Here is a 22,639-nt window from a genome sequence, read left to right as displayed (position 1 = left end):
CGTTTTGCTGCATGAGGTAAAAGCCGGGAAGGCACATTGTGTGTCTTCCCGCGCTTTTTTAAGCTGCGAGGAAACTTGAATGAGCGAGCTGAAGAAAACCCCTCTGCATGATCTGCATGTCGAACTTGGGGCAAAAATGGTGCCTTTCGCGGGATATGATATGCCGGTGCAGTTCCCGCTTGGGGTCAAAAAGGAGCATGAACATACGCGTGCGCAATGCGGGCTTTTTGATGTTTCACACATGGGGCAGATCACCATTAGCGGTGAAAAGACAGCAGAGGCGCTGGAAACGCTGATCCCCGCTGATATTGTCGGGTTGGCTGAAGGCGCACAACGCTATGGGTTGTTTACCAGTACATCCGGCGGCATCCTGGATGACCTGATGATTGTTAATGCTGGCGATCATTTCTATCTGGTGGTGAATGCTGCCTGTAAGGCTCAGGATCTGGCTCACCTGAGGACAAACCTGGGCGAGCAGCAGGACATTACTTACCTGGAAGACCGTGCCCTGTTAGCCCTTCAGGGGCCGCAGGCAAAAGACGTGATGCAGCGTATTTGCCCTCAAGCCTGTGAGCTGGTTTTCATGCAACATCAGCGTTTCACGCTGGCGGAAGGCGAAGGGCTGGCAGGCGAAGTTATCTGGGTAAGCCGTAGCGGTTATACGGGAGAAGATGGCTTTGAAATTTCCGTATCCTCACAGGCAGCTGATGCGTTGGCAAGGCGCCTGCTGGCGGAGCCTGAGGTGGAAGCCATTGGCCTGGGAGCTCGGGATTCCTTGCGTCTTGAAGCTGGGTTGTGCCTCTATGGCCACGATATGGATACCGAAACAACGCCTGTAGAAGCCGGATTGATCTGGGCGATCAGCAAGCCTCGCCGTCTTGGTGAAGCACGCGCCGCAGGCTTTCCGGGGGCCGATCTGGTGCTGCATCAGGTGGACGCCAAGGACCACACCCGAAAGCGGGTAGGCCTGACGGCTGAAGGCAGGGCACCCGTACGTGAAGGTGCTGTACTGGTTAACGAAGCGGGTAAGGAAATAGGCGTTGTGACATCAGGTGGCTTTGGCCCCAGTGTCGGTAAACCGATTGCAATGGGATACGTCTTGCGTGAGTGGGAAGCCGTAGGCACACAGGTTTACGCTTTGGTAAGAGGAAAACACTTACCGATGAACGTAACGAAAACACCCTTTGTGAGCCCCGGCTATTATCGCGGCTGAATCTTCTTCGTTATGTCAGTACTGTTACTTCAGCACCGTTATTTCAGCACCCGGCGTGGGTCGATAGGGTTTCCGCCCTGACGCAGGTCGAAAAGAAGGTCATGGCGCCCGCCTCTGTTGAGCCCGACATCGCACAGCACATCGCCTGTCGCAACGCGGGTGCCTTCTTCTACCAGTAAGGTCTCGCAAAGGGCATAGACGCTTTGCAGATTGTCCTGATGGTGAACAATGACCACCTTACCCAGTTGACGCATGCTGCCAGCAAAACGTACATCCCCTGGCGCTACAGCTGTCGCCTTGGCGCCTGCCTGAGTGGCAAGCAGCATGGGTTGTAGCGTTCCCCGGTCATCCGGCCCGAAACGACGTACAATTCGATAGTCTTCCAGCGGCCACGGCCAGCGCCTCGCGGAGTCGGGGAGGTTGCCCGTTGGCGGTGGGCCGGATGCGGCTGTAGCGCTGGGCGCTGGCGTTGCTGGACGATTCGAGCTGCCTGATACCGGGATGCTGACCAGCTGGCCAATTCTTAAGGCAGTCGGCGATACGCCTGGGTTGGCATTGATGATGCTCTGCGTTCGCACACCAAAATGGCGGGCAATACCGGCAAAGGTATCCCCTGGACGAATCTGATAGCGATAAGGGCCGGCTAGGGGAGCACGTTCCTGCTGAAACGGAATCAGTAACGATTGGCCAACGACCAGACGACGTGGATCAACATCCGGGTTGAAGCGCTGCAGGCGCTCGATGGGCACGTTAACGCGTTGGGCGATTTCTCCCAGCGTATCGCCTGACTGAACCGTCATCCACAGGCCATTTTCGTAAGGTGCCCCGGTAGAAGAGGGTGGCCCCGAGGCGCTATCGGGTGTGCTCGCACACCCTGTCAGCAAGGCCAGAACGCAGACACTCAACCAGGCGAGTATCAGTCGTGCTGAGTGTGGTCGTCCAGCAACGCGTCTTTTTCTTGCCACAAAGCATTGATCCATTGGTGAAAGCGTTCCTTATCCTGAGGTTGCGCATGGTATTGAGTATCCAACATCCACTTGGGGACTTCCAGACGCCGAACGGTGAGCTTGATAGGTGCTTCTTCGCCACATAGGAATCCCCAGAAAGTGGGCACGGGGTTTTCATACTTGATGGTGACGTCCAGAATGCCGCTGAGCTGATCACCCATCAAACTTAATACCTGTGCGATACCGCCCGACTTTGGGCGAAGTAAGTGTCGATAAGGGCTTTCCTGACTCTCGCGCTTAAGCGGAGTGAAACGGGTGCCTTCTGCATAAATAACAATGGAGATAGGATAATCCTTGGCCCGTTCGCACATCTGCTGGGTAGCGCGACGATCTATGTCGGCAAGTTTCGGATTTTTGGCCAGCTGTTGCCGACTATAGCGGCGCATGACGGGATAATCCTGAGCCCAAAAGGCTAATCCGACAATCGGTATCCAAAGCAATGCTTTCTTGATGAAAAAACGCGGTATGGAAATGCGACGGTGGAGCGCCAGAAACAGTACGAAAATGTCTGTCCAGCTACGGTGATTGGAAATAACCAGCCACCATTTGTCTTCACCCAGGCCGTCGGGCAGCTGCATTGATAATGGTGTCTTTAACAAGCGCCGCATCCACCATAGGTTGAAATCGAGCCAATGCATCATCACAAAGTTCAAGCTTTTCATGATCATGAGGCGAATCTTTGGTGTGGGCGCGAGCAACTTCAACAGCGCCAGGACAATGAGAGGCCCCCCCCACACTAAGGAATTGATGCTCAATAACAGTAAACTGATAATTCCTTTCATCGTTGACATAGCCTGATCCCTGATTTTTGGTATCGTTCTTGTAGCTGGCTGAAATGATAGTCCAATAAATGCTAATGGATATTTTGTTCGGTTCCCAGCAGTGGGTAAAACAAAAATTCCTGCGTTAACGTGTCGCCAGAGACGGTGCCTGGACCGTGTCTTGTATTACATTACGCAATGCTTGCGCCGCTACCGAAAGTTCCTGATGGGTAAGGATGCCGACCTGACATGAAATATCCGGTTGGGTGAGTGGCACGCAATGCGCCCCCAGTTCTGTCATCTGTTGGATACACATTGAGGGGACCGCGCTCACGCCAAGACCATCCGCGACCATGCGACCAACCGTGGCAAGCTGATGACTCTCGAAGGCGACGGGTAACTCGATTGAGCGCTTGATCAGTGCCTGTTCAAGCAAGCGGCGGACCATCGACGGGCGTTGCAGAGTAATAAATTCCTGACGAATCATCTCGGCCCACGTCAGGCGTTTAGCGCTGGCGAGTTGACTATTACGCGGCACGACGGCAACAAATCGATCATCAAACAAGGGAGTGAAATAGAGGCTGCCCAAGCCTTCAGGTGCAAAGGCAATCCCCATTTCCACCTCTTTCAAGCGAACCATATCAACGACTTTTTCGTTGATCACATCGTGTACAGTGATATTGATTTTCGGATATTGCTGACGAAATCTGACCAGGGCAGCTGGCAACAGGTTACCCGCAAAGGCTGGCATGGCGGCAACGCTAAGGCGACCCAGCTGAAGGGTAAAGCGCTGGCGCAGACGTTCTTCTGTGTTGTCCCACTGGGCAAGTAATTGCTTGGCCTGCGGCACCAGGGATTCCCCTTCAGGGGTTAAACGCACGTTGCGAGTGTTACGGATCAGTAACTTGCCACCTAAGGTATCTTCCAGCCCCTTGATCGCCAGACTCAAGGCTGGCTGTGAAAGGTGCAGCCTTTCACAGGCCTGGGTGAAGCTCAAGGTCTGTGCTACGGCGAGAAACGCACGCAGCTGCTTGACGGTCATGGCGAGGCTCCGATTATTTTTATTAATAAAATAAATCAATTGATAAATAAAACAAACTTAACAAATATATGATCTAGTACAACACTGATTCAGCCCGGCGGCAAAGGCTGTCAGTAGGTTTGATCGTAAATAGCATGTGAAAGACATAAGCAGCGTTCGTAACCAGTATCCATTAACAACAAGCGAGGATTGACCATGGCGGGTTTTGATAAACGAGTCGCTTCCTACGAAGAAGCAATGGAAGGAATTGAAAGCGGCATGACCATCATTGCAGGTGGCTTTGGTCTGTGTGGTATTCCTGAAAATCTGATTGCCGAAATCAAACGCCGTAATGTGAAAGACCTTACTGTCGTTTCCAACAACTGCGGTGTTGATGGGTTTGGTCTGGGGTTACTGTTGGAAGATCGTCAGATCCGTAAGATTCTGGCGTCTTATGTGGGTGAAAATGCCCTTTTTGAGCAGCAGATGCTCAATGAAGAAATTGAAGTGGTTCTCACCCCTCAGGGTACGTTGGCAGAAAAAATGCGCGCAGGTGGGGCGGGGATTCCTGCTTTCTACACCGCCACAGGTTACGGCACCCCGATTGGTGAAGGGAAAGAAGTACGCGAATTCAATGGTCGACCGCATATTCTTGAAGAAGCCATTACCGGTGATTTTGCCATCGTAAAAGGTTGGAAAGCCGACTGGTATGGCAACGTGGTCTATCGTCATACGGCACAGAACTTCAACCCGATGGCGGCGACAGCAGGCAGAATTACCGTGGTGGAAGTTGAGGAAATTGTTGAGCCAGGCGAGCTGGACCCGGCTCAGATTCATACGCCAGGTATTTATGTGGATCGCCTTATTAAGGGATCGTTTGAGAAGCGGATCGAAAAGCGCACGGTACGTAGCTAAAGCGCTTCTTCAGGCACTCTCATTGGATAACCGTTCTCTTTTATCTGAACAATTTTATCTGAACAACAGGATCTAACACCATGGCTTTAACACGAGAACAGATGGCAATGCGCGTTGCGCGTGAACTGGAAGATGGTTTCTACGTTAATTTGGGGATTGGTATCCCTACGCTGGTTGCCAACTACATACCCGAAGGCATCGATGTCATGCTGCAGTCAGAAAATGGCTTGCTGGGTATGGGGCGCTTCCCGACCGAGGAAGAAGTCGATGCGGATATGATCAATGCGGGTAAGCAGACGGTTACCGCACGCCCGGGGGCAGCCATTTTTTCATCCGCTGAATCCTTTGCAATGATCCGTGGCGGTCATGTTGATCTGACGGTGTTGGGCGCTTTTGAGGTTGACCAGAACGGCAATATTGCTTCCTGGATGGTGCCTGGAAAGTTGATCAAAGGCATGGGGGGAGCGATGGATCTGGTGGCCGGTGCTGAAAACATTATCTGCACCATGACACATGCGTCAAAGCATGGTGAATCCAAGCTGCTTGAATCATGTGCGCTGCCGCTGACAGGCGCTGGCTGCATCAATCGAGTGTTGACGGATCTGGCCTATATGGAAATCAAGGACGGAACCTTCATTCTCAAGGAGCGCGCGCCGGGCGTCAGCGTCGAAGAAATTGTCGAAAAAACGGCGGGTAAGCTGGTAGTGCCGGACCACGTACCGGAAATGACGTTTGCTGAAGAATAAACGTTATCTGATTGGTTGATATACGCCCATCGACAATCTGGCACAGGATCAGGACTGGCTGATACTGTGCCTTTTAAAGGCAGGTTTGGGCGATATTTCTGAAAAAATGACGGATCAGGTAATTTCGCATCGCGTGTGATGGGGAAGTAACAGGCAGGCAATCGGTTCGTGGTCATGTTCGACGCGCTTTTGTACCAAAGCCAGTCCGCCGAAAGACACGCGGTGTTCATCACCTTCAGAGAAAACCATTTTCTGTGCGTTGGTCGGGTAAAAGCGATGCTCTAACAGCCCGGAAACAGGAAAAATACCATTTTGTTCAGCGCAGCCATGAGCCACGCCGCTTTCGCTGAGCTGTTGGTCTATTGTGTGTAACGGCTGGCCTAGAGACTGACAATCAAACCCGGCATGATGGAGACGTGGCCCCATCACAGCGAGCCAGGCGGCTAGCGGATGTGTCGCGATGAGTTCTTCATGAAGTGACCATGAGGGCATCGGCCAGGGGCGGCCATGACAGAAAGGTGCTACATCCTCTGATGTACGTTTGAGAGAGCGCTGTTCAATGAGAGCGATCAGGTTTTCTCTGGGTTTTTTGGGTAAAGCTCCCATCTGAAGCTCTACCACGATTAACCAGCTGCTGTCGTCGTCAGGAGCCCATATATGAATCAGCAGACCTTTATCCGCCATGGCATAGCGACCCACCGGTTGATATCCCATCTGTGCCAGCAAGGGTGCGGTCGCCTTGGCGCTATATTGGCCAACGTTCATCGTCAACAGCGTCAGATACTCTGCTGGCACTGAGGTTGGCCATAACGGCAAAGCCCCAAGGTCGGGGTGGATGTGAACATAATCCAGCCATAGCTGCTGAACAAACTCCTTGCGCTGCATAATAACCTCGCCTGAGAACGACGTGAGAGGTGAATCGTTAAGGTATTATAGGCAAGGAAAGCGAGGCGGCGTTCAACGCAGATTAACGACTAAGGGAGCTTCAGCTTAACTACAAAGCGAAGGGTGACGGCGGACGTACTGATCAAATTCGCTAAATCCTCCGATATGTTCCTGGTCAATAAATACCTGAGGCACAGTGTGAACAGGCTTGCCAGCGGTTTTGGCGATATCTTCTTTGGTGATGCCTTCGCTGGGCATGTCAATATAGCGCACGCCGTCTATCTTGCCATTCTGCTCAAGCTGATCAGCTAACTGCCTGGCCATCACACAGAAAGGGCAAGACATGCGACCGTAAATAACAACAAACATATCGTTGTACCTGTTAGATAAAGAAACTGAAGAAATTTATACACAATAGTCTGACGCAGGTGATGGCGTTTGGCCAATAGTGCCATACTACGTCATCCATTAATGTTGATTATGGCAATTCGGTTACCTTGAGAAAATGATGTTTATGCAGTTACTCACGCCCGCTGAGTACGCCGAAATGGCGGAATTGGCAAGTCATTATCGTGATCTTCACCTGTCGGCGATGAAGCAGCAGCCGGTCTTTAATCCACGGCTGGGCGTTGATGCATTGTGCTGCCAGCGTTGTGAGCTGGCGGGTTTGGGTGACTCAGGGATTCTGGGCGCTCTGATTACCCCTTGCGCTCTATGGTTAGTGGCGTTGCCGGACGATAAGGATCAGCAGGGTGGGGCGTCAAGTCAATTGATCACGCTTCCATCAGGCACATATCGTTTTGATTTCGATGCCTTACCCAATAACCAGGGCTGGTACATGTGTCAGATACTGGATGAGCTGAGTGATATGCAAACCATGCAGGAAGCGGCCCAGTTGGCACAGCGGTTAATGGAGCGCATTATGGCTCCCATGCAGTAACCCTGCTGTGCAGGGCTTCAGTTTTTGGGCCAGGATATGGCCTGTGTTCAACACAACAGTTTTTATCTACTCAATACGGGATACATCATGACAACAAACGCTTCGACGACGAATACACCACGTGTTGCACTGGTAACAGGAACTAGCAGCGGAATTGGCGAAGCCGTCGTCAAAAAGCTCTGTGCTTTGGGGCATCAGGTGTTAGCGGTAGATTTCAACCCTGCCGGTAAAGAAGTAGCAGAAGCCGCCGGTGCCGCTTTTTTTCTGGCCGACCTGACCGATGCTGATGCCTGCCGTGCTGCGGTCGATGAAGCAGTCAAGCGGTTTGGGAGCGTCGATATTCTGGTCAATAATGCCGGTATTCAGCATGTCGCTTCGATTGAAGCATTTCCCGAAGAGAAGTGGCGCCAAATCATTGACCTGATGCTGACCGCGCCATTTCTGCTTTCTCAGGCGGCTTGGCCGCACATGCGTGAAGGTGGCTGGGGGCGTATTGTCAGCATCGCTTCGGTTCATGCCCAGGTTGCGTCACCAGGAAAGTCAGCGTATGTCAGCGCTAAGCACGGCATGATTGGTTTGACCAAAACTGCGGCTCTGGAGGGCGGCGAGCAAGGTATCACGGCAAATGCCATTTGTCCGGCCTATGTTAAAACACCCTTGGTTGACAACCAGATTGCCGATCAGGCAAAGCTGCACGGCATGGATGAGCAGGAGGTGATTGAGAAAATCATGCTCAAGAATGCGGCAGTTAAACGCCTGATCGAGCCCTCGGAAGTGGCTGAAATGGTAGCGTTTCTGTGTTCGGATACGGCGGGTGCCGTGACCGGTTCCAGCTGGAATATCGATCTTGGATGGACGGCTCAATAGTCATCTCGGTGTAAAACATGAAAACCCGCTGCCCGGCGGGTTTTTTTGTTAACGTATCAGCGTTTGACAGGGCGTTTCTGGAGTTTTCTCTGCAGCGTGCGGCGGTGCATTCCCAGTGCGCGAGCCGTGGCGGAAATATTACCATCGTGCTCCTGCAGGACCTTCTGGATATGCTCCCAGGTGATCCGGTTAACCGAGGGAGGATTGTCTGCCACTTCCGTATTCGGGTCGCCTTCCTGACGATCAAAGGCGGTAAGGACATCATCGGCGTCTGCTGGCTTGCACAAATAATTCACCGCCCCTAATTTGATGGCTTCAACAGCAGTAGCAATGCTTGAATACCCTGTCAGAACCACCACGCGACATGCGGGAGCGACCGCCAGCAAATCAGGCAGCAATTTAAGGCCGGATGTATGCTCCAGTTTCAAGTCCAGAGTGGCCATGTCGGGTTTCTCACTAGCCGCCAGAGTCAGCGCCTGATCGGCATCGTGGGCGACGCTGACCTGATAGCCGCGCCGTGTTAGCGCCCGACTCAGCACATGACAAAACATCTCGTCGTCATCAATGATGAGTAGGCGTTGCTCTTGTGTCGGCGACTTGTTGGTTGACATAGTTTCCTCGGTTAATCAGCAAAGCAGTATTCAGCAGATGAGGGCACCGGGAAAGTGGCAATCATGAGGAGGGTGATTCGCCTAAGGGGAGAGTCACTTCCGTCAAGGTGCCGCCATCGGGATGATTATACAGGCTGACCCCACCGCCAAAGCGGTTGATCGTAGCATGAGTCAGAAATAAGCCAATACCCATTCCTTTGCTTTTTGTCGACACAAAGGTGTCACCCAGCTGGTCAGCAATCGACATGGAAATGCCGGGGCCATGATCGCGGATATCGATAATGACACTGTCATTTTGCCAATCCAGACGTATGGAAATACCTTCAGGGTTGGCATCTGCGGCGTTGTTGAGCAGGTTGGTCAATGCCTGATCAAGGGTCGCATCAACAGCCAGCCAGGGGCGGCCACGCCGTTCTGATACCTGAAGGTGGTGACTGACGTCTGGACGTAACACCAGCCAGCGCTGGACCACACCCGCTAACCAGAGCTCGGCATCACGCACTTCCGGTTCTGCCATACGGCGACGATCGGCATGCGCCACCAGGTTCTGAAGGCGTGATTTGCAGGTATCGACTTGCTGTCTCAACAGGTGAATATCCTGCGCCAGAGCGGAGTCTTTTGGCGTTTCTTCGGCCATCTCATTCAATAGCACCGCCATGGTGGAAAGTGGTGTGCCAAGCTCATGGGCCGTACCTGCGGCCTGTGTTGCCACGGCTAGAACCTGTTCGTTTCTCAAGGCCGCTTCCCGCGTGCGGGACAGCGCCTTATCCCGGCGCCGAAGGGCATGCGCCATTTTGTAGATGAAAAAAGTGATCAGTCCTGCGGAAAGCCCGAAGTTGAGCCACATTCCCATGATGTGCAAGCTAAGCGGGGAAGCGCTATTGATATGACCGAGCTGTGGGATAGGGTCATAATAGAACATCAGAAAGCTGTAACCGACCAGGGCCACAGCAGCGATAATCCAGGTATGTCGCCATGGGAGCGTGGCAGCGGCGATGGTGACGGGGACCAGATAGTAAGTAATAAAGGGATTGGTAGCGCCGCCAGTAAAATAGAACAGCAGCGTCAAGCCAGCTACATCGGCCAGTAAGTGCAGCAGATACTCGGTATGGTTAACTGCGCGAGGCCGTCCAAGTCGCCACCATGTCGCAATATTCAGCAGGCCCATGGCAATCACAACGCTGATCACCGCTGGGATTTCAAGCTCAAAGCCGAGAGCTTCAACACCGATAATGATCGCCAGCAAAAAACCTGTCCAGGTAATGCCGCGAACAATGGTCAGGCGAACAAGATTGCGATTAGGCGTCGACAGTGGCAAAGGTAATTCTGTAGGCATGAGCTTATTTGTTGGCTTTTTTAACGCGGCGAATCATGTCTTTGATCACCAGAGTGAAGACGAAGGTCAGCCATCCAGCGGAAGCCAGTACATTGACGGCCAGCATTTTTGGCGGCAGCCAGGCAGTGCCGAGTAACGCTTCGAGAAACATGTAGGCGGCCATGCCCAGCAGAAGAGGCAGAGCCAGTAAGTGGATCCACATATCCGTTCGCCGCTTGCGTACGTGATAGCGACGCAGAAAAAGACGTAAAGGGCGGTGAAACCAGCTAACGAATATCACAGTGGCAATCATCAATATGATGCCGACGGTTGGTTCGGTGCTGCCACGGTAGACGGAAAGAGTGACGGACCAGCCAAGCGCCAACCATAACAAGCCTTCAACGCTGGCAACGACATCCGCATAGCGCCTTACGTTATGCATAGTAAAAGTGTGTCCTGAAGCTGATTTCAACATGAATGATACGTTAATTCATTGGCTTTGTGGGGATTGTCCGGCGGACGATTTGAGCAATGTGCGTATCCCGTATAATCTGCGCTTTGGTTGGAGGCTTGAGCCATTGATCAAGCTCCGTCATGTAGTTAACTGCTGATGTATCTAACTGCTCATGTAGTTAACTGTTCATGTATTTAACTGTTCATGTATCTAACTTCTCATGTATCTAACTTCGCTGGATAGGAATCGCCGTGAATACACTTAGCCTGACGCGCCCGGATGACTGGCATTTACACCTGCGTGATGACGCCGCCATGCAGGCGGTTGTCAATCATAGCGCCGCCCAGATGGGGCGCGCCATTATCATGCCCAACCTGAAACCACCGATCACCACGACGGCCCAGGCCCAAGCTTATCGCGAGCGAATTCTTCAAGCATTGCCGGCTGAATCAAGGTTTGAACCGTTAATGACGCTTTATCTGACCGATACCACGGCACCTGACGAAATTCACCGTGCTGTCGAAAGCGGCATCATCAAAGCCGTCAAGCTTTATCCGGCGGGGGCCACCACGAACTCTGATTCAGGTGTCACCGATCTGCAACACTGTGATGACACCCTGGCCGCGATGGCGGCGGCAGGCTTGCCTTTGTTGCTTCATGGGGAAGTGACTGACGCCGATATTGATATTTTTGATCGTGAGGCGGTGTTTATCGAACGCGTTCTCAAGCCTTTACTTGACCGTCACCCCACGCTGAAAGTTGTCTGCGAGCACATAACGACCGAACAAGCTGCGGCGTTTGTGGCCGAAGCGCCGGACACGGTGGCCGCGACAATTACCGCTCACCACCTGTTGTTCAATCGCAACCAGATGCTGGCAGGTGGTATTCGGCCGCATTATTACTGCCTACCGATTCTGAAGCGCGAACGCCATCGTCAGGCGCTGCTCAAGGCTGCCACGTCGGGTAGCCCCAAATTTTTCCTGGGAACGGACAGCGCGCCTCATGCTCAGGGCGATAAAGAGTCCAGCTGTGGTTGTGCTGGCGCCTATACCGCACCTGCTGCCATTGAGCTTTATGCCATGGCGTTTGAACAAATGGGCGCGTTGGACCAGCTTGAAGCCTTTGCCAGTCTGAATGGCCCTCGATTCTATGGTCTCCCGCGCAACCCGGATAAGGTGGTGCTGGAGCGTAGTAACTGGACCTTGCCGGAAAGTTATTCCTACGTCGACGGGCAACGCCTCGTGCCGCTATTGGCAGGGGAAACGTTGCCCTGGAAGCTCAAGGGTAGCCATCAATAATACTAGGCTAGGCGTTAGGCGTTAGGCGTTAGGCGTTAGGCGTTTCGCTAATAGCGTCGGCGCCGATCTGCTTGAGCATTTGATCGACCATGCGTGAAGAGTGTTTGGCAGCAAGCGCCAGAAACTCTTCAAACGAAAGGTGGTTATCCGTGTCGCCAGGGATATCGGAAAGGGCGCGGATAACCACAAAAGGCACGCCAAACAGATGACAGCTCTGGGCAATCGCCGCCGCCTCCATCTCGACGGCCAGCATGTCCGGAAACTGCTGGCGAACGCGTTCTACCCGCTCGGGTTCAGCCATGAAACTGTCGCCCGTGGCAATCATTCCTTCGCGAACATTGACTTCATCAATCACCGCAATGGCACGTTGGGCGTGTACTTTCAGCGAAGCATCCGCGACAAACGCTGCAGGCATTCCCGGCACCTGCCCGATTTCATAGCCAAACGCAGTGACATCGACATCGTGATGGCGTACTTCATCAGAAATCACCACGTCACCAATGGCCAGATCAGTCGCAAATCCACCGGCAGACCCGGTGTTGATAATCGCTTGAGGCTGGAAGCGCTCAAGCAACACGGCAGTTCCCACGGCGGCATTCACTTTGCCAATACCCGATAAGAGGATAGTGATCTCCAGGTTGTGGCGCTGGCCGTGATAAAACGTAAAGCCGGCGTGCTCAAAGCGTTGAGCGTTTTCGAGTTGTCCAGCAAGAATCTCAACTTCCTGGGCCATGGCACCAATAATACCGATATGCTTCACGTCAAATTCCTTGAAACGAAAGGGATGAATTAAGAGTCAATGTTGTTAATGCTTATAGCGCTGCCAGTGAAGGGGCGTGCTGCTCGGCGGATTCCAGCGTGTTCTGCAGCAGAGTAGCCACAGTCATCGGGCCTACACCGCCCGGTACGGGCGTTATATAGCCAGCTCTCTGTTGAGCTTGAGCAAAATCGATATCGCCAATCAAGCGACCATCATCCTGTCGGTTAATACCGACATCAATCACGATAGCGCCGGGTTTGATCCACTCACCTTTGACAATACCAGGTTTGCCCACCGCAACGACTAATAGCTCGGCACGTCCGACATGGGCTTCAAGGTCGCGGGTGAAGCGATGGCATACCGTGGTGGTACAACCTGCCAGCATCAGCTCAAGCGCCATCGGGCGGCCAACAATATTTGAAGCACCAACGATGGTGGCATCCATTCCCCGCACGGCTAAGCCGGTTTTTTCAAGCAGTGTCATAATGCCTTTGGGTGTGCAGGGGCGAAGGGCAGGAAGCCGTTGCGCAAGGCGGCCGAGATTGTAGGGATGAAAACCGTCAACATCCTTACTGGGAAGAATGCGTTCAAGTAACGGTCCGGTATCCAGGTGGGGCGGCAAAGGCAGTTGCACCAGAATGCCGTCAATGCTGTCATCCTCATTAAGCTGGTCAATCAGTGATTCAAGCGCCTGCTGGGTAGTGGTGCTTGGGAGTTCATGTTGAATGGAATGGATGCCTGCGTTTTCACAGGCACGGTGCTTATTGCTAACGTATACATGCGAGGCAGGATCATTGCCCACTAACACAACCGCTAGACCAGGAGCGCGAGCGCCTGCTTTGATGCGGGCCTCGATCTGGGTGGCGACTTCTTGGCGTACGCTAGCGGCGATGGCTTTACCATCGATTAATTGGGCGGTCATCGGTGCAGTCCCCGTCGATTAAATACCTGAATGGGTGTATCAGAATAAAAGGGATTTTCGCATGCCAGCCCGTGAAGGCAAAGCGGCCTAAAGAATTATGTGGATTAGTGGTTGACTTTGAAATTAAAAATAGTAATATATGCCTCGCTTGAGACGAGCCGCACGGTAGCGTCTAGGTTGTTAAATCGGGGTGTAGCGCAGTCTGGTAGCGCGCCTGCTTTGGGAGCAGGATGTCGGGGGTTCGAATCCCTCCACCCCGACCACTTCCTAACGTGGATGGTGGCATTTGCATATCCAAGCGTTGGTTGTGGTTTAGCACTTCAGTGTCTTCAGTTTGCATCTTGAGCTGTCTTCAAAGTGCGCCCATAGCTCAACCGGATAGAGCAACGGCCTTCTAAGCCGTAGGTTGCGGGTTCAAGTCCTGCTGGGCGTGCCAATTTAAATCGCTCGCATGTGATTAAGATAAAGTCTAAGCGCTTTTGGCTTGTTTCTTACTTTATGGTGGATGTAGCTCAGTGGTAGAGCCCCGGATTGTGGCTCCGGTGGTCGTGGGTTCGATCCCCATCATCCACCCCATAATGTTTTGTAAATAAGTATCCTCGATTTAGTACTTTGGTCTTTGGTTATGGTGGATGTAGCTCAGTGGTAGAGCCCCGGATTGTGGCTCCGGTGGTCGTGGGTTCGATCCCCATCATCCACCCCATTAACCTGTTTTCTTCTGTTAATTTCCCTCCTTGTGTTGTTCTCTTACTCTTCCGCTTCGCATCTCTTGTTCTGACCATAGCTGCTTGATGATTTCGCGGCTTATATTAGTGTCTTGAATAAATGTTTTGTCAGTTTCTGATAATTACCTTTGTCCATCTTTGCCATGTCTGCGTAGTCCCCTTGCGTGACTCATTCATGCTGTTTCAAAGCGATAGAAAGACGTCCTGGTCTTGGTCAAATGTCTGATTTTGATGCCCGTGGTGGATTTTCCTGATCCATTTCTTTTGTCGGTTTTTAATAGCGTTTAAAGCAATAAATACAGTTTTTATCACTGTATAAATATTGTTTTAGTAGTGGTAATTTCTTTATGGCTGAGTGGCGTGCTGTCCGGTTTTTCGTGAGCGGCGATAGACCGTCTTTCATGCCTGGCGAGTCGCCACTACACTGAAGTTCATTCAACCTATTATTAATATCGTTTCCCGTCATGCTCCCCTTGATCATTATATTAATGGGCGGTGACGAAAACACGAGAGCGTAACAACAAGGAGTGCAGGATGGCGCATAGTATCGTTTTGGGTGCTGGCATGATCGGGGTCAGTATTGCCTGGCATCTCGTGCAGCGTGGTCATGACGTCACATTGATTGATCGTCGTGAGCCGGGACAGGAGACGTCATTCGGTAATGCTGGCATTATCCAGCGAGAAGCGGTGCGCCCCTATGCATTCCCGCGTGATATGAAGACATTGTTGAGCGTTTTGCCAAACCGTCGCGTCGATATCCGCTATCGGCCGGGCGGTATGATTAGTGCGGCATCACCGCTGTTGCGCTACTGGCACAACTCGGGTGCTAAAGCTTACAGCCGAATTGTTCCTGAATATGCATCGCTGATTAAAATGTGCCTCGATACCCATGCGCCGATGATCGAATCCGCTGGCGCTGAAGATCTGGTAGCCAAAGAGGGTTTTCTTGAGTTGTTCCGCTCTGAAAGCAAGCAGAAGGCGCGTCTGAAAGAAGCTGAGGAAAATCGTCAGCGTTTCGATGTTGAGTTCAAGCACCTCGATCGTCAGCAGCTATCTGAACTGGAGCCTGACCTTTCCTCGGACATCATTGGCGCGATTCATTGGGTGAGTTCCTGGGTAGTCACTGACCCTGGACGTCTGGTGGCTGCCTATGCGGATGCCTGTAAGCAGCAGGGCGGCCGACTGTTGCAAAGTGAAGTCACTGACATAAAGCAGAAAGCTGACGGTTGGGAAGTGACTACCCCGGGTGAGACCTTGCAGGCTGATAACCTGGTAATGGCGTTGGGGCCGTGGGCGGGAAAATGGCTCAAGCCCTTGGGTTATCATTTCCCGACGTTCGTCAAACGTGGTTATCACATGCACTATGCGCCTCGCGAAGGTGCAAAGCTCAATCACTGGGTAATGGATGCTGAAGTTGGCTATCTATTGGCTCCGATGCGTGCTGGTATTCGTCTGACCACAGGAGCCGAGCTTGATAATCTGGAATCACCTGCCCACGATAATCAGCTGGCAAGTGCGGAAAAAGCAGCACGTAAGCTGTTCCCGTTGGGAGACCGTAAAGACCCGCAAGCCTGGAAGGGCGCGAGACCCTGTCTGCCGGATATGAAGCCGGTGATTGGCCCGGCCCCGCGTCATAAGGGGTTGTGGTTGGCGTTTGGGCATGGCCATCAGGGGTTCACCCTGGGGCCAGCAACCGGCAAGCTGTTGGTAGATATGATGGAAGGCAAGCCAACCGAGATCGATATGGCACCTTTCCGCGCTGACCGCTTCTAATCAACTGATTGAAGGGCGTGAAGGTTTTGCGGGTTAATGACGCTTCTGCTATTGTTGAGTAACATTTATTAATGAGTGAGGTGGCGCCATGGATGCTTCCGTCAGTAGTGCTGTTTCTGCATCGTTATACATGAACCAGGCTCAGACTGCCCAGCAGGTGCAGATGCAAGTATTTAAGGATGGTCTGGATAACCAGCAGGAGCAGGTATCAGCATTGATGGAGTCTGCTACTACCGGCTCAGGTGGACAACAGAATCTTGCCTCTGAAGGTAACCTGGGAACCCAGATCAATACATTTGCCTAGAGAGGCTTGCTGCCTTGTTTCGATGACTAATGTTTTGATGATCAATGTTTCTATGACAGTTGTTTCGACGACCATTGCTGCTTTATAGCAGCGCGTCAGAATTAACGGCTTTATAAGAGCCACGATCCACATCGGCACCAAGCTGGTGTGGCTTTTTTCTGTGCCTGGCTGGCACAAATGCCATCATCTGCCCAAGAGGGGCAAAGCGGACCCCTGAGTTCCAGCCGGTGGGCGTTTAGAGAGCCACGGCTCCTGCTCGATATAAAAGCAACAGTTCAGCTCAATCGGATGGTAAGTGGGCATCCAGCGCGCTTAGCCAGCCACGCAGCAATGAAAGCTCTTTGCGGCTGGGTTCGGCTCTGGCAAAGAGTGCCTGAAGCTGCTCTTCAGTGCGCGCATGGGGTTGGGTCAGAAAGCCGCTTTGGCGCATGACCTTGCTTAGATGAGCCTGAAAATAGCCAAACTGTTCCCGGGTGGGTGGCATCGCCTCGCTAGGTGTTTGATAGACAAAGCCACTGTCAGAGCGCTTACGCCAATCGCGATGTAGCTCATAGGCAAGAATCTGAACGGCCTGTGAGAGATTGAGAATACCGTAATCCGGATTGGCGGGGATACTGACCTGATGGGTGCAGCAGCGGATCTCAGCGTTGGTTAAGCCTGAGCGTTCCCGACCAAAGACAAGTGCCACCGGATGGCTTTGGGCGTTTTGAATGACACTCTCGGCCATTGCATCAGGCTCGTCAAAATGGGGCAAGGGCATGCTGCGTAAACGGGCGCTGGCGCCCACCACCTGAACGCAGCCAGCCACGGCCTCTTCAAGAGAAGTTACCACCTGTGCTGTGTCGAGCACGTCAGCGGCACCTGCTGCAAGCCGGGTGGCTTCCGGGTCAGGAAAGTCCTTGGGGTTGACCAGAATTAGCTGCGTGAGACCCATGGTTTTCATGGCGCGTGCCGTTGCCCCGATATTACCGGGATGAAAGGTTTGCACGAGGATAATGCGAATATTGGAAAGCACGGAATCAAGAACCTGAAAGCTGTCGAATAAAGAGGCTGATACTAGCATGCTTTCATGGAGTTGAGAGGCAGTTGTCGGTGTGAGTGTTTGTGTGGAATGTGACTGTTCGTGTGAAACGTGAGTGTATATGCAAAGTGAGCGGGTGTGTGACCAAGCGGCGATACGGCACAATAAAAGAACCCCGCGCAGGGCGGGGTTCTTATGACGTCAGGCGTCAGGTGGTACGAGTGCGATGTTTATCGCATCACATCATGCCGCCCATGCCACCCATACCGCCCATGCCACTCATGTCCGGTGCTGCTTCTTTCTCATCCGGATCATCAGCAATCATGCATTCGGTGGTGATCATCAGACCAGCAACAGAGCCAGCGGACTGCAGGGCAGTACGGGTGACTTTTGCAGGGTCGAGAACACCCATTTCGAACAGATCGCCAAACTCGCCAGTCTGGGCGTTGTAACCGAAGTTGCCTTCGCTATCTTTAACACGATTGATAACGACAGCCGCTTCTTCGCCCGCATTGGTCACGATTTGACGTAGCGGAGCCTGAAGGGCACGCAGTGCCATGTTGATACCATGGTTCTGGTCTTCGTTTTCGCCCGTTAGGCCCTGAACCTTGGCCATGACGCGAACCAGTGCAGTACCGCCACCAGGCACAACGCCTTCTTCAACCGCGGCACGAGTCGAGTGCAGCGCGTCTTCTACGCGAGCCTTCTTCTCTTTCATTTCGACTTCAGTTGCTGCACCAACGCGGATAACGGCAACACCGCCTGCCAGTTTGGCAACACGTTCCTGCAGTTTTTCCTTGTCGTAGTCAGAAGAGGTTTCTTCGATTTGCGCACGAATCTGACTAACGCGTGCTTCGATGTCGCCTTCTGCACCTGAACCATCAATGATGGTGGTGTTTTCCTTGGACATGGTGACGCGCTTGGCGGTACCCAGATGGTCCAGGTTAGCCTGTTCAAGAGTCAAGCCAACTTCTTCAGAGATCACGGTGCCACCGGTCAGGATAGCAATATCCTGCAGCATGGCTTTACGACGATCACCGAAGCCAGGTGCCTTGGCAGCGGATACCTTGACGATGCCGCGCATGTTGTTGACAACCAGCGTGGCCAACGCTTCGCCTTCAATATCTTCAGCGATGATGACCAGTGGCTTGCCCGCTTTGGCAACGGCTTCCAGGGTCGGCAGCAGTTCACGAATGTTGGAGATCTTCTTATCGACCAACAGGATGAACGGATCTTCGACTTCTACCGCCATGGTGTCCTGATTAGTCACAAAGTAAGGAGACAGGTAGCCACGATCAAACTGCATGCCTTCAACGACTTCCAGTTCGTCTTCAAAGCCGCGGCCTTCATCAACGGTGATGACACCTTCTTTACCCACTTTCTCCATCGCTTCAGCGATGATTTCACCAATGCGCTTGTCGCCGTTGGCAGAAATGGTACCTACTTGAGCGATGGCTTTCGTATCGGTGCAGGGAACCGACATTGCCTGAATTTCTTTAACCGCTGCGCTGACTGCCTGATCAATGCCGCGCTTAAGATCCATCGGGTTCATGCCGGCAGTAACGCCTTTCAGGCCTTCAGCAATAATCGCTTGAGCCAGAACGGTGGCTGTCGTAGTACCGTCGCCTGCAACGTCGGAAGTCTGTGATGCCACTTCCTTGACCATCTGAGCGCCCATGTTTTCGAACTTGTCTTTCAGTTCGATTTCTTTGGCGACAGAAACGCCGTCTTTAGTGACGGTCGGTGAACCAAAGGATTTTTCCAGTACAACGTTACGACCTTTCGGGCCGAGCGTGGCTCTTACTGCGTTGGCAAGAACGTCAACACCACGCGCCATGCGCTTGCGAGCATCATCGGAAAACTTGACTTGTTTAGCTGCCATGTTCGTTACTTCCTGACTTTAAGTTCGTTTTGGGAATGCGTTAAACGTGAACGGCCTGGATTGCTGAATTAACCTTCAACAACGGCCAGAATGTCGGACTCGCTCATGATCAGAACTTCTTCACCGTCGATTTTCTGCTTTTCGACGCCAAAGCCATCCTTGAAAATCACCGTGTCACCAACCTTAACGTCCAGAGGGCGAACGTCTCCGTTATCCAGAATGCGGCCTTTACCAGCAGCCAGCACCTCTCCACGCGTCGGTTTTTCCTGGGCGTTGCCCGGCAGCACAATGCCACCCGCAGTGGTTTGCTCTTCTTCAACGCGACGTACAACGACGCGATCGTGCAGAGGACGGATATTCATGCTTACGCTCTCCTGAGTATCATTCAATGCCCGTTTGGGCGGTTTCAGACCAATCATCCGGCGGCTAAAAAGCCAGCAGAATGTGAAGGCGCTTGCCTTCCTTGTTAATGGCGGCAATATCTTTTGCCACCGATTCTGTGTGCTGCATCAAAAGTGGGGGCTAGGTGAGTCCTTTCAAGGGGTAGGAGATAAAAAAATCCAATTTTTTCAGGTAATGGGCGATAAAAGTGGCTTTACCGGCGTCGAGATTCGTCGCCAGAAATAAAGTCACCTTCCAGCGGGCCATCCTTTTCTGTCTCGCCCGTCCGCCTGGATGTTCTTTCCTCTCGTGAATGCCAGCCGTCAGCACCATTTGGGCGTGACGCGCCATTATGAGACGCCTTGTTGTGTGTGGTGCTTCCAAGTCCTTTTTTGCCCACTCCTACCCAGGTAGCAAACTTGAACATGAGCTTGCGCGCATTGGGGAGTAGGCAGGCAAGCCCGATGGCATCCGATAAAAAGCCGGGGGCCATTAACAGTGCACCGCCGAAAATTAACGCCGCACCTGTCAGCAATTCATTTGAGGGAAGCTCGCCTGCGTTCATCTTTTCTCTGGCGCGCCCCAGTGTGACTGCGCCTTCTCGGCGAATAAGATGAAGGCCCCCTACGCCGGTAACCAATATCAGCAACAGGGTGGCAAGCAGACCGATGTCGCTACCGACCGTAAACAGAACAACGAAATCCAATAGCGTGAACAGGGAGATCAGCAGTAATAAGGGCATAAAGCGCTCCAAAGGAGGTATTTTTATAATATGGTGGTGGTTACGCTGCAACTCAACCTTTTGGGGAGCGATAAAAGCAGCTGTCATCGCTTTTTATGCATGAATGTTTTATGCTGCAATGCACTAATATTAGATCAAAAGGTGATTCAAGCATGGAGTTACATAATAAGGTAATTGCGGTAACAGGTGGTGCCCAGGGACTGGGGTTTGCCATGGCTGAGCGTCTGGGTGGATCAGGCGCCAAGATGGCATTGCTGGATCTTAATGCCGAAAAGTTGGAAAAAGCGGTGGCTAAACTGGCGGCTAACGGTGTCGAGGCCAAGGCATTCGTGGTGAATGTTGCCGATGAAGCTTCAGTGACTCAGGCGTTTGCTGAGATTCTTGAGCAGATGGGAGCAGTCAGTGGTTTGGTCAATAACGCGGGTATCACCAAGGATGCGCTGTTGATCAAGGCCAAGGATGGTGAGGTGCAAAAACGGATGTCACTGGAAGCCTGGCAGAATGTTATCAATGTCAATCTGACCGGCGCTTTCCTGTGTGGCCGTGAGGCGGCAACGCAGATGATTGAAGCCGGTCAGGAAGGCGCCATTATCAATATTTCAAGCATTTCACAGGCTGGGAATATGGGGCAAAGTAACTATTCGGCGGCCAAGGCAGCAGTGAATGCCTTGACAGTCACCTGGGCAAAAGAGCTGGCGCGCTATGGCATTCGCACAGGGTCAGTTGCCCCTGGGTTTATCAATACCGAAATGACCGCTGCCATGCGCCCGGATATGCTTGAGCGTATTGCGTCAGGTGTGCCTCTCAAACGTTTGGGTGAAGCAGATAACATTGCTCAAAGTGTGGAATTCATTTTCACTAATGATTATTTCACTGGTCGTATCATTGAATGTGATGGTGGCCTGCGCCTGTAACCCTGTTTGTTCCTGTAATCCTGTTTGTTGCAACGTCCAGACAGACCAAAACCCCGGTCGGCCTGATGGCTTACACGGGGTTTGTGGTTAAAAATAGTTCTTGTTGATTTCACGCTGAAAATACATTTCCAGACGGAATGTCATCGCCCAGCGTGGGTCATAATCATGCTCCCGTGGAAAATGCAGCTCAGGAATCAGATCAGCAAATAACACGCCCTTGTGAAGGTTTCGCCGATAGCGGGTTTGAAGGTAATAGTTGGTTATTCGTGGGCTTGAGACGCTTTTGCCCAAAGCAATAGCAGAATAACGCAAAGCACTGCGGCGATTAATGCGATGATTCAGCTCGGCAATTTCACTGTATTCCAGGTTGTCTTCTTCTTCCCGCCATTGAACAGTCGTAATGAAGCGCAGGTGTTTCGATGCATCGATAGGCCGCCCCATGTCCCAGCTTGTACGCGCTGAATAGCCGCTGTTATTAAACCACGACAGGCGGTTATTGGACTCCAGTAGCCATGGGCCTTCACCGACTTGCCAGAGCCGTTCGCTAGTGAAGCGCACATAAGGATCGAGCGGTATACGCAGCCGGATACCGGCGCCCACTCGATTGCTCCAGTTTTCGCGTTTATCACGGCTTTCCAGCCAGTTTAGCCCCAGGGTAGAAGAGCGACGATCTCGTTGGTCATTGGCGAGACGCCCAGAGCCCTGCTCTTGCAGTGTGCCCTGGGATTCCTCAGGGTCACTTTCGATAACCAGGCGCAGCCTTTCTTCCGATGTCGGCAGGTCAAGGCGGAATCGCAGGTTAAGATCGACGTTGACGCCATCGCCTTCCATCCAGTCCAGTTCCTGGCCCACGCGAAGATAGGATTCGTTATCGACGTTGACATTGTCAGCGGTGCCAAAAAAACCATCGATATTACGTGAGGTATTGTCTACCCAGCGTCCTACGCGCTCTCGTGCTGGTTCGAGTTTCTCAGCTGCCCAGTCAGGCAGGTCGCTGTCACTTGACTGATCATCACTTTCCAGATCCGTAAAGACGTCGTTTGCCATCAAGCTGTGACTGAGGAGCAGGCTCATAAAGCCCAGCAATATGTGTTTTCTCACCGAAGCGCTTCCTTTGCTTGAGCTGACGCAGAATAGGTTATCTTGAAGATGAGAAGAGACTTTATAAGGTTGCAGAAGCCA

At 52.4% G+C, this 22,639-nt stretch carries 24 protein-coding genes and 4 tRNA genes; 13 read left to right on the top strand and 15 right to left on the bottom strand.

Features of this window, described 5'->3' with window-relative positions; all coding sequences use genetic code 11:
* The first annotated feature begins 79 nt into the window (after window positions 1-79).
* Window positions 80-1,213: a glycine cleavage system aminomethyltransferase GcvT gene (gene gcvT / locus ACU6TU_RS09975; protein ID WP_447141283.1), complete on the top strand. Its 1,134-nt coding sequence runs from the start codon at window positions 80-82 to the stop codon at window positions 1,211-1,213.
* Window positions 1,214-1,251: 38 nt separating this feature from the next.
* On the opposite strand, the gene ACU6TU_RS09970 is transcribed toward gcvT, so the two are convergent.
* From ACU6TU_RS09970 to ACU6TU_RS09960, 3 genes are all read right to left on the bottom strand, one after another.
* Window positions 1,252-2,013, bottom strand: a complete 762-nt coding sequence (locus ACU6TU_RS09970) for a LysM peptidoglycan-binding domain-containing protein (protein ID WP_447144222.1) — start codon at window positions 2,011-2,013, stop codon at window positions 1,252-1,254.
* A gap of 116 nt (window positions 2,014-2,129) precedes the next feature.
* A complete protein-coding gene (locus ACU6TU_RS09965; RefSeq protein ID WP_447144221.1) occupies window positions 2,130-3,002 on the bottom strand; it encodes an acetyltransferase in 873 nt (290 codons plus the stop codon).
* A gap of 124 nt (window positions 3,003-3,126) precedes the next feature.
* Complete coding sequence (locus tag ACU6TU_RS09960) at window positions 3,127-4,023, bottom strand: LysR family transcriptional regulator (protein ID WP_447141282.1); 897 nt, start codon at window positions 4,021-4,023, stop codon at window positions 3,127-3,129.
* Window positions 4,024-4,218: 195 nt separating this feature from the next.
* Here ACU6TU_RS09960 and ACU6TU_RS09955 point away from each other — a divergent pair, with 195 nt between their 5' ends.
* Together ACU6TU_RS09955 and ACU6TU_RS09950 are read left to right on the top strand one after the other, a co-directional pair.
* Window positions 4,219-4,917 carry a CoA transferase subunit A gene (locus ACU6TU_RS09955; protein WP_447141281.1) on the top strand — a complete coding sequence of 233 codons (699 nt, stop codon included), beginning with the start codon at window positions 4,219-4,221 and terminating at the stop codon, window positions 4,915-4,917.
* 80 nt (window positions 4,918-4,997) lie between these two features.
* A complete protein-coding gene (locus ACU6TU_RS09950; protein WP_447141280.1) occupies window positions 4,998-5,663 on the top strand; it encodes a CoA transferase subunit B in 666 nt (221 codons plus the stop codon).
* Window positions 5,664-5,777: 114 nt separating this feature from the next.
* Here ACU6TU_RS09950 and ACU6TU_RS09945 read toward each other — a convergent pair whose 3' ends face one another.
* Entirely contained in the window at window positions 5,778-6,548 is a 771-nt protein-coding gene (locus ACU6TU_RS09945) for a DUF1338 domain-containing protein (protein WP_447141279.1), read from the bottom strand.
* Window positions 6,549-6,653: 105 nt separating this feature from the next.
* Window positions 6,654-6,917, bottom strand: coding sequence for a GrxA family glutaredoxin (locus ACU6TU_RS09940; protein WP_447141278.1), 264 nt, complete (start codon window positions 6,915-6,917; stop codon window positions 6,654-6,656).
* A 145-nt stretch (window positions 6,918-7,062) separates the two neighbouring features.
* On the opposite strand from ACU6TU_RS09940, the gene hybE reads away from it, so the two are divergent.
* Window positions 7,063-7,488, top strand: coding sequence for a [NiFe]-hydrogenase assembly chaperone HybE (gene hybE / locus ACU6TU_RS09935; RefSeq protein WP_447141277.1), 426 nt, complete (start codon window positions 7,063-7,065; stop codon window positions 7,486-7,488).
* 87 nt (window positions 7,489-7,575) lie between these two features.
* On the top strand, window positions 7,576-8,355 hold the full coding sequence (locus tag ACU6TU_RS09930; protein WP_447141276.1) for a 3-hydroxybutyrate dehydrogenase: 780 nt from the start codon (window positions 7,576-7,578) through the stop codon (window positions 8,353-8,355).
* Window positions 8,356-8,411: 56 nt separating this feature from the next.
* Here the strand turns inward: ACU6TU_RS09930 and ACU6TU_RS09925 are convergent, their stop codons facing one another.
* The 3 genes from ACU6TU_RS09925 to ACU6TU_RS09915 form a co-directional block, all read right to left on the bottom strand.
* Window positions 8,412-8,966: a response regulator transcription factor gene (locus ACU6TU_RS09925; RefSeq protein ID WP_447141275.1), complete on the bottom strand. Its 555-nt coding sequence runs from the start codon at window positions 8,964-8,966 to the stop codon at window positions 8,412-8,414.
* 61 nt (window positions 8,967-9,027) lie between these two features.
* On the bottom strand, window positions 9,028-10,302 hold the full coding sequence (locus tag ACU6TU_RS09920; protein ID WP_447141274.1) for an ATP-binding protein: 1,275 nt from the start codon (window positions 10,300-10,302) through the stop codon (window positions 9,028-9,030).
* 4 nt (window positions 10,303-10,306) lie between these two features.
* Window positions 10,307-10,723 (bottom strand): hypothetical protein, encoded by a 417-nt coding sequence (locus ACU6TU_RS09915; protein WP_447141273.1) that lies wholly within the window; start codon window positions 10,721-10,723, stop codon window positions 10,307-10,309.
* Window positions 10,724-10,986: 263 nt separating this feature from the next.
* Here ACU6TU_RS09915 and pyrC point away from each other — a divergent pair, with 263 nt between their 5' ends.
* Window positions 10,987-12,033 carry a dihydroorotase gene (pyrC, locus tag ACU6TU_RS09910; RefSeq protein WP_447141272.1) on the top strand — a complete coding sequence of 349 codons (1,047 nt, stop codon included), beginning with the start codon at window positions 10,987-10,989 and terminating at the stop codon, window positions 12,031-12,033.
* Between the two features lie 28 nt (window positions 12,034-12,061).
* On the opposite strand, the gene mtnN is transcribed toward pyrC, so the two are convergent.
* Complete coding sequence (mtnN, locus tag ACU6TU_RS09905) at window positions 12,062-12,793, bottom strand: 5'-methylthioadenosine/S-adenosylhomocysteine nucleosidase (protein WP_447141271.1); 732 nt, start codon at window positions 12,791-12,793, stop codon at window positions 12,062-12,064.
* Between the two features lie 52 nt (window positions 12,794-12,845).
* A complete protein-coding gene (gene folD, locus ACU6TU_RS09900; RefSeq protein ID WP_447141270.1) occupies window positions 12,846-13,715 on the bottom strand; it encodes a bifunctional methylenetetrahydrofolate dehydrogenase/methenyltetrahydrofolate cyclohydrolase FolD in 870 nt (289 codons plus the stop codon).
* Window positions 13,716-13,901: 186 nt separating this feature from the next.
* Here folD and ACU6TU_RS09895 point away from each other — a divergent pair.
* The 6 genes from ACU6TU_RS09895 (at window position 13,902) to ACU6TU_RS09870 (ending at window position 16,517) form a co-directional block, all read left to right on the top strand.
* A tRNA-Pro gene (locus ACU6TU_RS09895) sits at window positions 13,902-13,978 on the top strand.
* Between the two features lie 96 nt (window positions 13,979-14,074).
* Window positions 14,075-14,151: transfer RNA gene (locus tag ACU6TU_RS09890), tRNA-Arg, on the top strand.
* Between the two features lie 65 nt (window positions 14,152-14,216).
* Window positions 14,217-14,291: transfer RNA gene (locus ACU6TU_RS09885), tRNA-His, on the top strand.
* A gap of 52 nt (window positions 14,292-14,343) precedes the next feature.
* Window positions 14,344-14,418, top strand: a tRNA-His gene (locus ACU6TU_RS09880).
* Window positions 14,419-14,974: 556 nt separating this feature from the next.
* Entirely contained in the window at window positions 14,975-16,213 is a 1,239-nt protein-coding gene (locus ACU6TU_RS09875; RefSeq protein WP_447141269.1) for an NAD(P)/FAD-dependent oxidoreductase, read from the top strand.
* A gap of 88 nt (window positions 16,214-16,301) precedes the next feature.
* Entirely contained in the window at window positions 16,302-16,517 is a 216-nt protein-coding gene (locus ACU6TU_RS09870; protein ID WP_447141268.1) for a putative motility protein, read from the top strand.
* Between the two features lie 280 nt (window positions 16,518-16,797).
* On the opposite strand, the gene ACU6TU_RS09865 is transcribed toward ACU6TU_RS09870, so the two are convergent.
* From ACU6TU_RS09865 to ACU6TU_RS09850, 4 genes are all read right to left on the bottom strand, one after another.
* Window positions 16,798-17,532 carry an RNA methyltransferase gene (locus tag ACU6TU_RS09865; protein WP_447144220.1) on the bottom strand — a complete coding sequence of 245 codons (735 nt, stop codon included), beginning with the start codon at window positions 17,530-17,532 and terminating at the stop codon, window positions 16,798-16,800.
* 244 nt (window positions 17,533-17,776) lie between these two features.
* A complete protein-coding gene (groL, locus tag ACU6TU_RS09860; RefSeq protein ID WP_447141267.1) occupies window positions 17,777-19,420 on the bottom strand; it encodes a chaperonin GroEL in 1,644 nt (547 codons plus the stop codon).
* Window positions 19,421-19,488: 68 nt separating this feature from the next.
* Complete coding sequence (locus ACU6TU_RS09855; protein WP_100820035.1) at window positions 19,489-19,782, bottom strand: co-chaperone GroES; 294 nt, start codon at window positions 19,780-19,782, stop codon at window positions 19,489-19,491.
* Window positions 19,783-20,015: 233 nt separating this feature from the next.
* On the bottom strand, window positions 20,016-20,543 hold the full coding sequence (locus ACU6TU_RS09850; protein ID WP_447141266.1) for an FxsA family protein: 528 nt from the start codon (window positions 20,541-20,543) through the stop codon (window positions 20,016-20,018).
* 152 nt (window positions 20,544-20,695) lie between these two features.
* Between ACU6TU_RS09850 and ACU6TU_RS09845 the strand changes: the two genes are divergently transcribed.
* Entirely contained in the window at window positions 20,696-21,457 is a 762-nt protein-coding gene (locus tag ACU6TU_RS09845; protein ID WP_447141265.1) for an SDR family oxidoreductase, read from the top strand.
* Window positions 21,458-21,544: 87 nt separating this feature from the next.
* Here the strand turns inward: ACU6TU_RS09845 and ACU6TU_RS09840 are convergent, their stop codons facing one another.
* Window positions 21,545-22,504: a hypothetical protein gene (locus ACU6TU_RS09840; RefSeq protein ID WP_447144219.1), complete on the bottom strand. Its 960-nt coding sequence runs from the start codon at window positions 22,502-22,504 to the stop codon at window positions 21,545-21,547.
* Between the last annotated feature and the right edge of the window lie 135 nt (window positions 22,505-22,639).

The sequence above is a fragment of the Halomonas sp. LS-001 genome (genome assembly GCF_052983955.1).
The sequence above is the reverse complement of the archived record's forward strand: the minus strand, read 5'-3'. Positions and strand labels throughout refer to the sequence as shown.

What these genes read in the sequence shown, in the direction of transcription:
- groL (WP_447141267.1), bottom strand. Translation starts at nt 19,420, where the DNA reads ATGGCAGCTAAACAAGTCAAGTTTTCCGATGATGCTCGCAAGCGCATG.
- ACU6TU_RS09965 (WP_447144221.1), bottom strand. Translation starts at nt 3,002, where the DNA reads ATGAAAGGAATTATCAGTTTACTGTTATTGAGCATCAATTCCTTAGTG.
- folD (WP_447141270.1), bottom strand. Translation starts at nt 13,715, where the DNA reads ATGACCGCCCAATTAATCGATGGTAAAGCCATCGCCGCTAGCGTACGC.
- hybE (WP_447141277.1), top strand. Translation starts at nt 7,063, where the DNA reads ATGCAGTTACTCACGCCCGCTGAGTACGCCGAAATGGCGGAATTGGCA.
- gcvT (WP_447141283.1), top strand. Translation starts at nt 80, where the DNA reads ATGAGCGAGCTGAAGAAAACCCCTCTGCATGATCTGCATGTCGAACTT.
- ACU6TU_RS09855 (WP_100820035.1), bottom strand. Translation starts at nt 19,782, where the DNA reads ATGAATATCCGTCCTCTGCACGATCGCGTCGTTGTACGTCGCGTTGAA.
- ACU6TU_RS09845 (WP_447141265.1), top strand. Translation starts at nt 20,696, where the DNA reads ATGGAGTTACATAATAAGGTAATTGCGGTAACAGGTGGTGCCCAGGGA.
- ACU6TU_RS09915 (WP_447141273.1), bottom strand. Translation starts at nt 10,723, where the DNA reads ATGCATAACGTAAGGCGCTATGCGGATGTCGTTGCCAGCGTTGAAGGC.
- ACU6TU_RS09960 (WP_447141282.1), bottom strand. Translation starts at nt 4,023, where the DNA reads ATGACCGTCAAGCAGCTGCGTGCGTTTCTCGCCGTAGCACAGACCTTG.
- ACU6TU_RS09940 (WP_447141278.1), bottom strand. Translation starts at nt 6,917, where the DNA reads ATGTTTGTTGTTATTTACGGTCGCATGTCTTGCCCTTTCTGTGTGATG.
- ACU6TU_RS09930 (WP_447141276.1), top strand. Translation starts at nt 7,576, where the DNA reads ATGACAACAAACGCTTCGACGACGAATACACCACGTGTTGCACTGGTA.
- ACU6TU_RS09970 (WP_447144222.1), bottom strand. Translation starts at nt 2,013, where the DNA reads ATGACGGTTCAGTCAGGCGATACGCTGGGAGAAATCGCCCAACGCGTT.
- ACU6TU_RS09945 (WP_447141279.1), bottom strand. Translation starts at nt 6,548, where the DNA reads ATGCAGCGCAAGGAGTTTGTTCAGCAGCTATGGCTGGATTATGTTCAC.
- ACU6TU_RS09925 (WP_447141275.1), bottom strand. Translation starts at nt 8,966, where the DNA reads ATGTCAACCAACAAGTCGCCGACACAAGAGCAACGCCTACTCATCATT.
- ACU6TU_RS09870 (WP_447141268.1), top strand. Translation starts at nt 16,302, where the DNA reads ATGGATGCTTCCGTCAGTAGTGCTGTTTCTGCATCGTTATACATGAAC.
- ACU6TU_RS09840 (WP_447144219.1), bottom strand. Translation starts at nt 22,504, where the DNA reads ATGGCAAACGACGTCTTTACGGATCTGGAAAGTGATGATCAGTCAAGT.
- ACU6TU_RS09850 (WP_447141266.1), bottom strand. Translation starts at nt 20,543, where the DNA reads ATGCCCTTATTACTGCTGATCTCCCTGTTCACGCTATTGGATTTCGTT.
- ACU6TU_RS09875 (WP_447141269.1), top strand. Translation starts at nt 14,975, where the DNA reads ATGGCGCATAGTATCGTTTTGGGTGCTGGCATGATCGGGGTCAGTATT.
- ACU6TU_RS09920 (WP_447141274.1), bottom strand. Translation starts at nt 10,302, where the DNA reads ATGCCTACAGAATTACCTTTGCCACTGTCGACGCCTAATCGCAATCTT.
- ACU6TU_RS09950 (WP_447141280.1), top strand. Translation starts at nt 4,998, where the DNA reads ATGGCTTTAACACGAGAACAGATGGCAATGCGCGTTGCGCGTGAACTG.
- ACU6TU_RS09955 (WP_447141281.1), top strand. Translation starts at nt 4,219, where the DNA reads ATGGCGGGTTTTGATAAACGAGTCGCTTCCTACGAAGAAGCAATGGAA.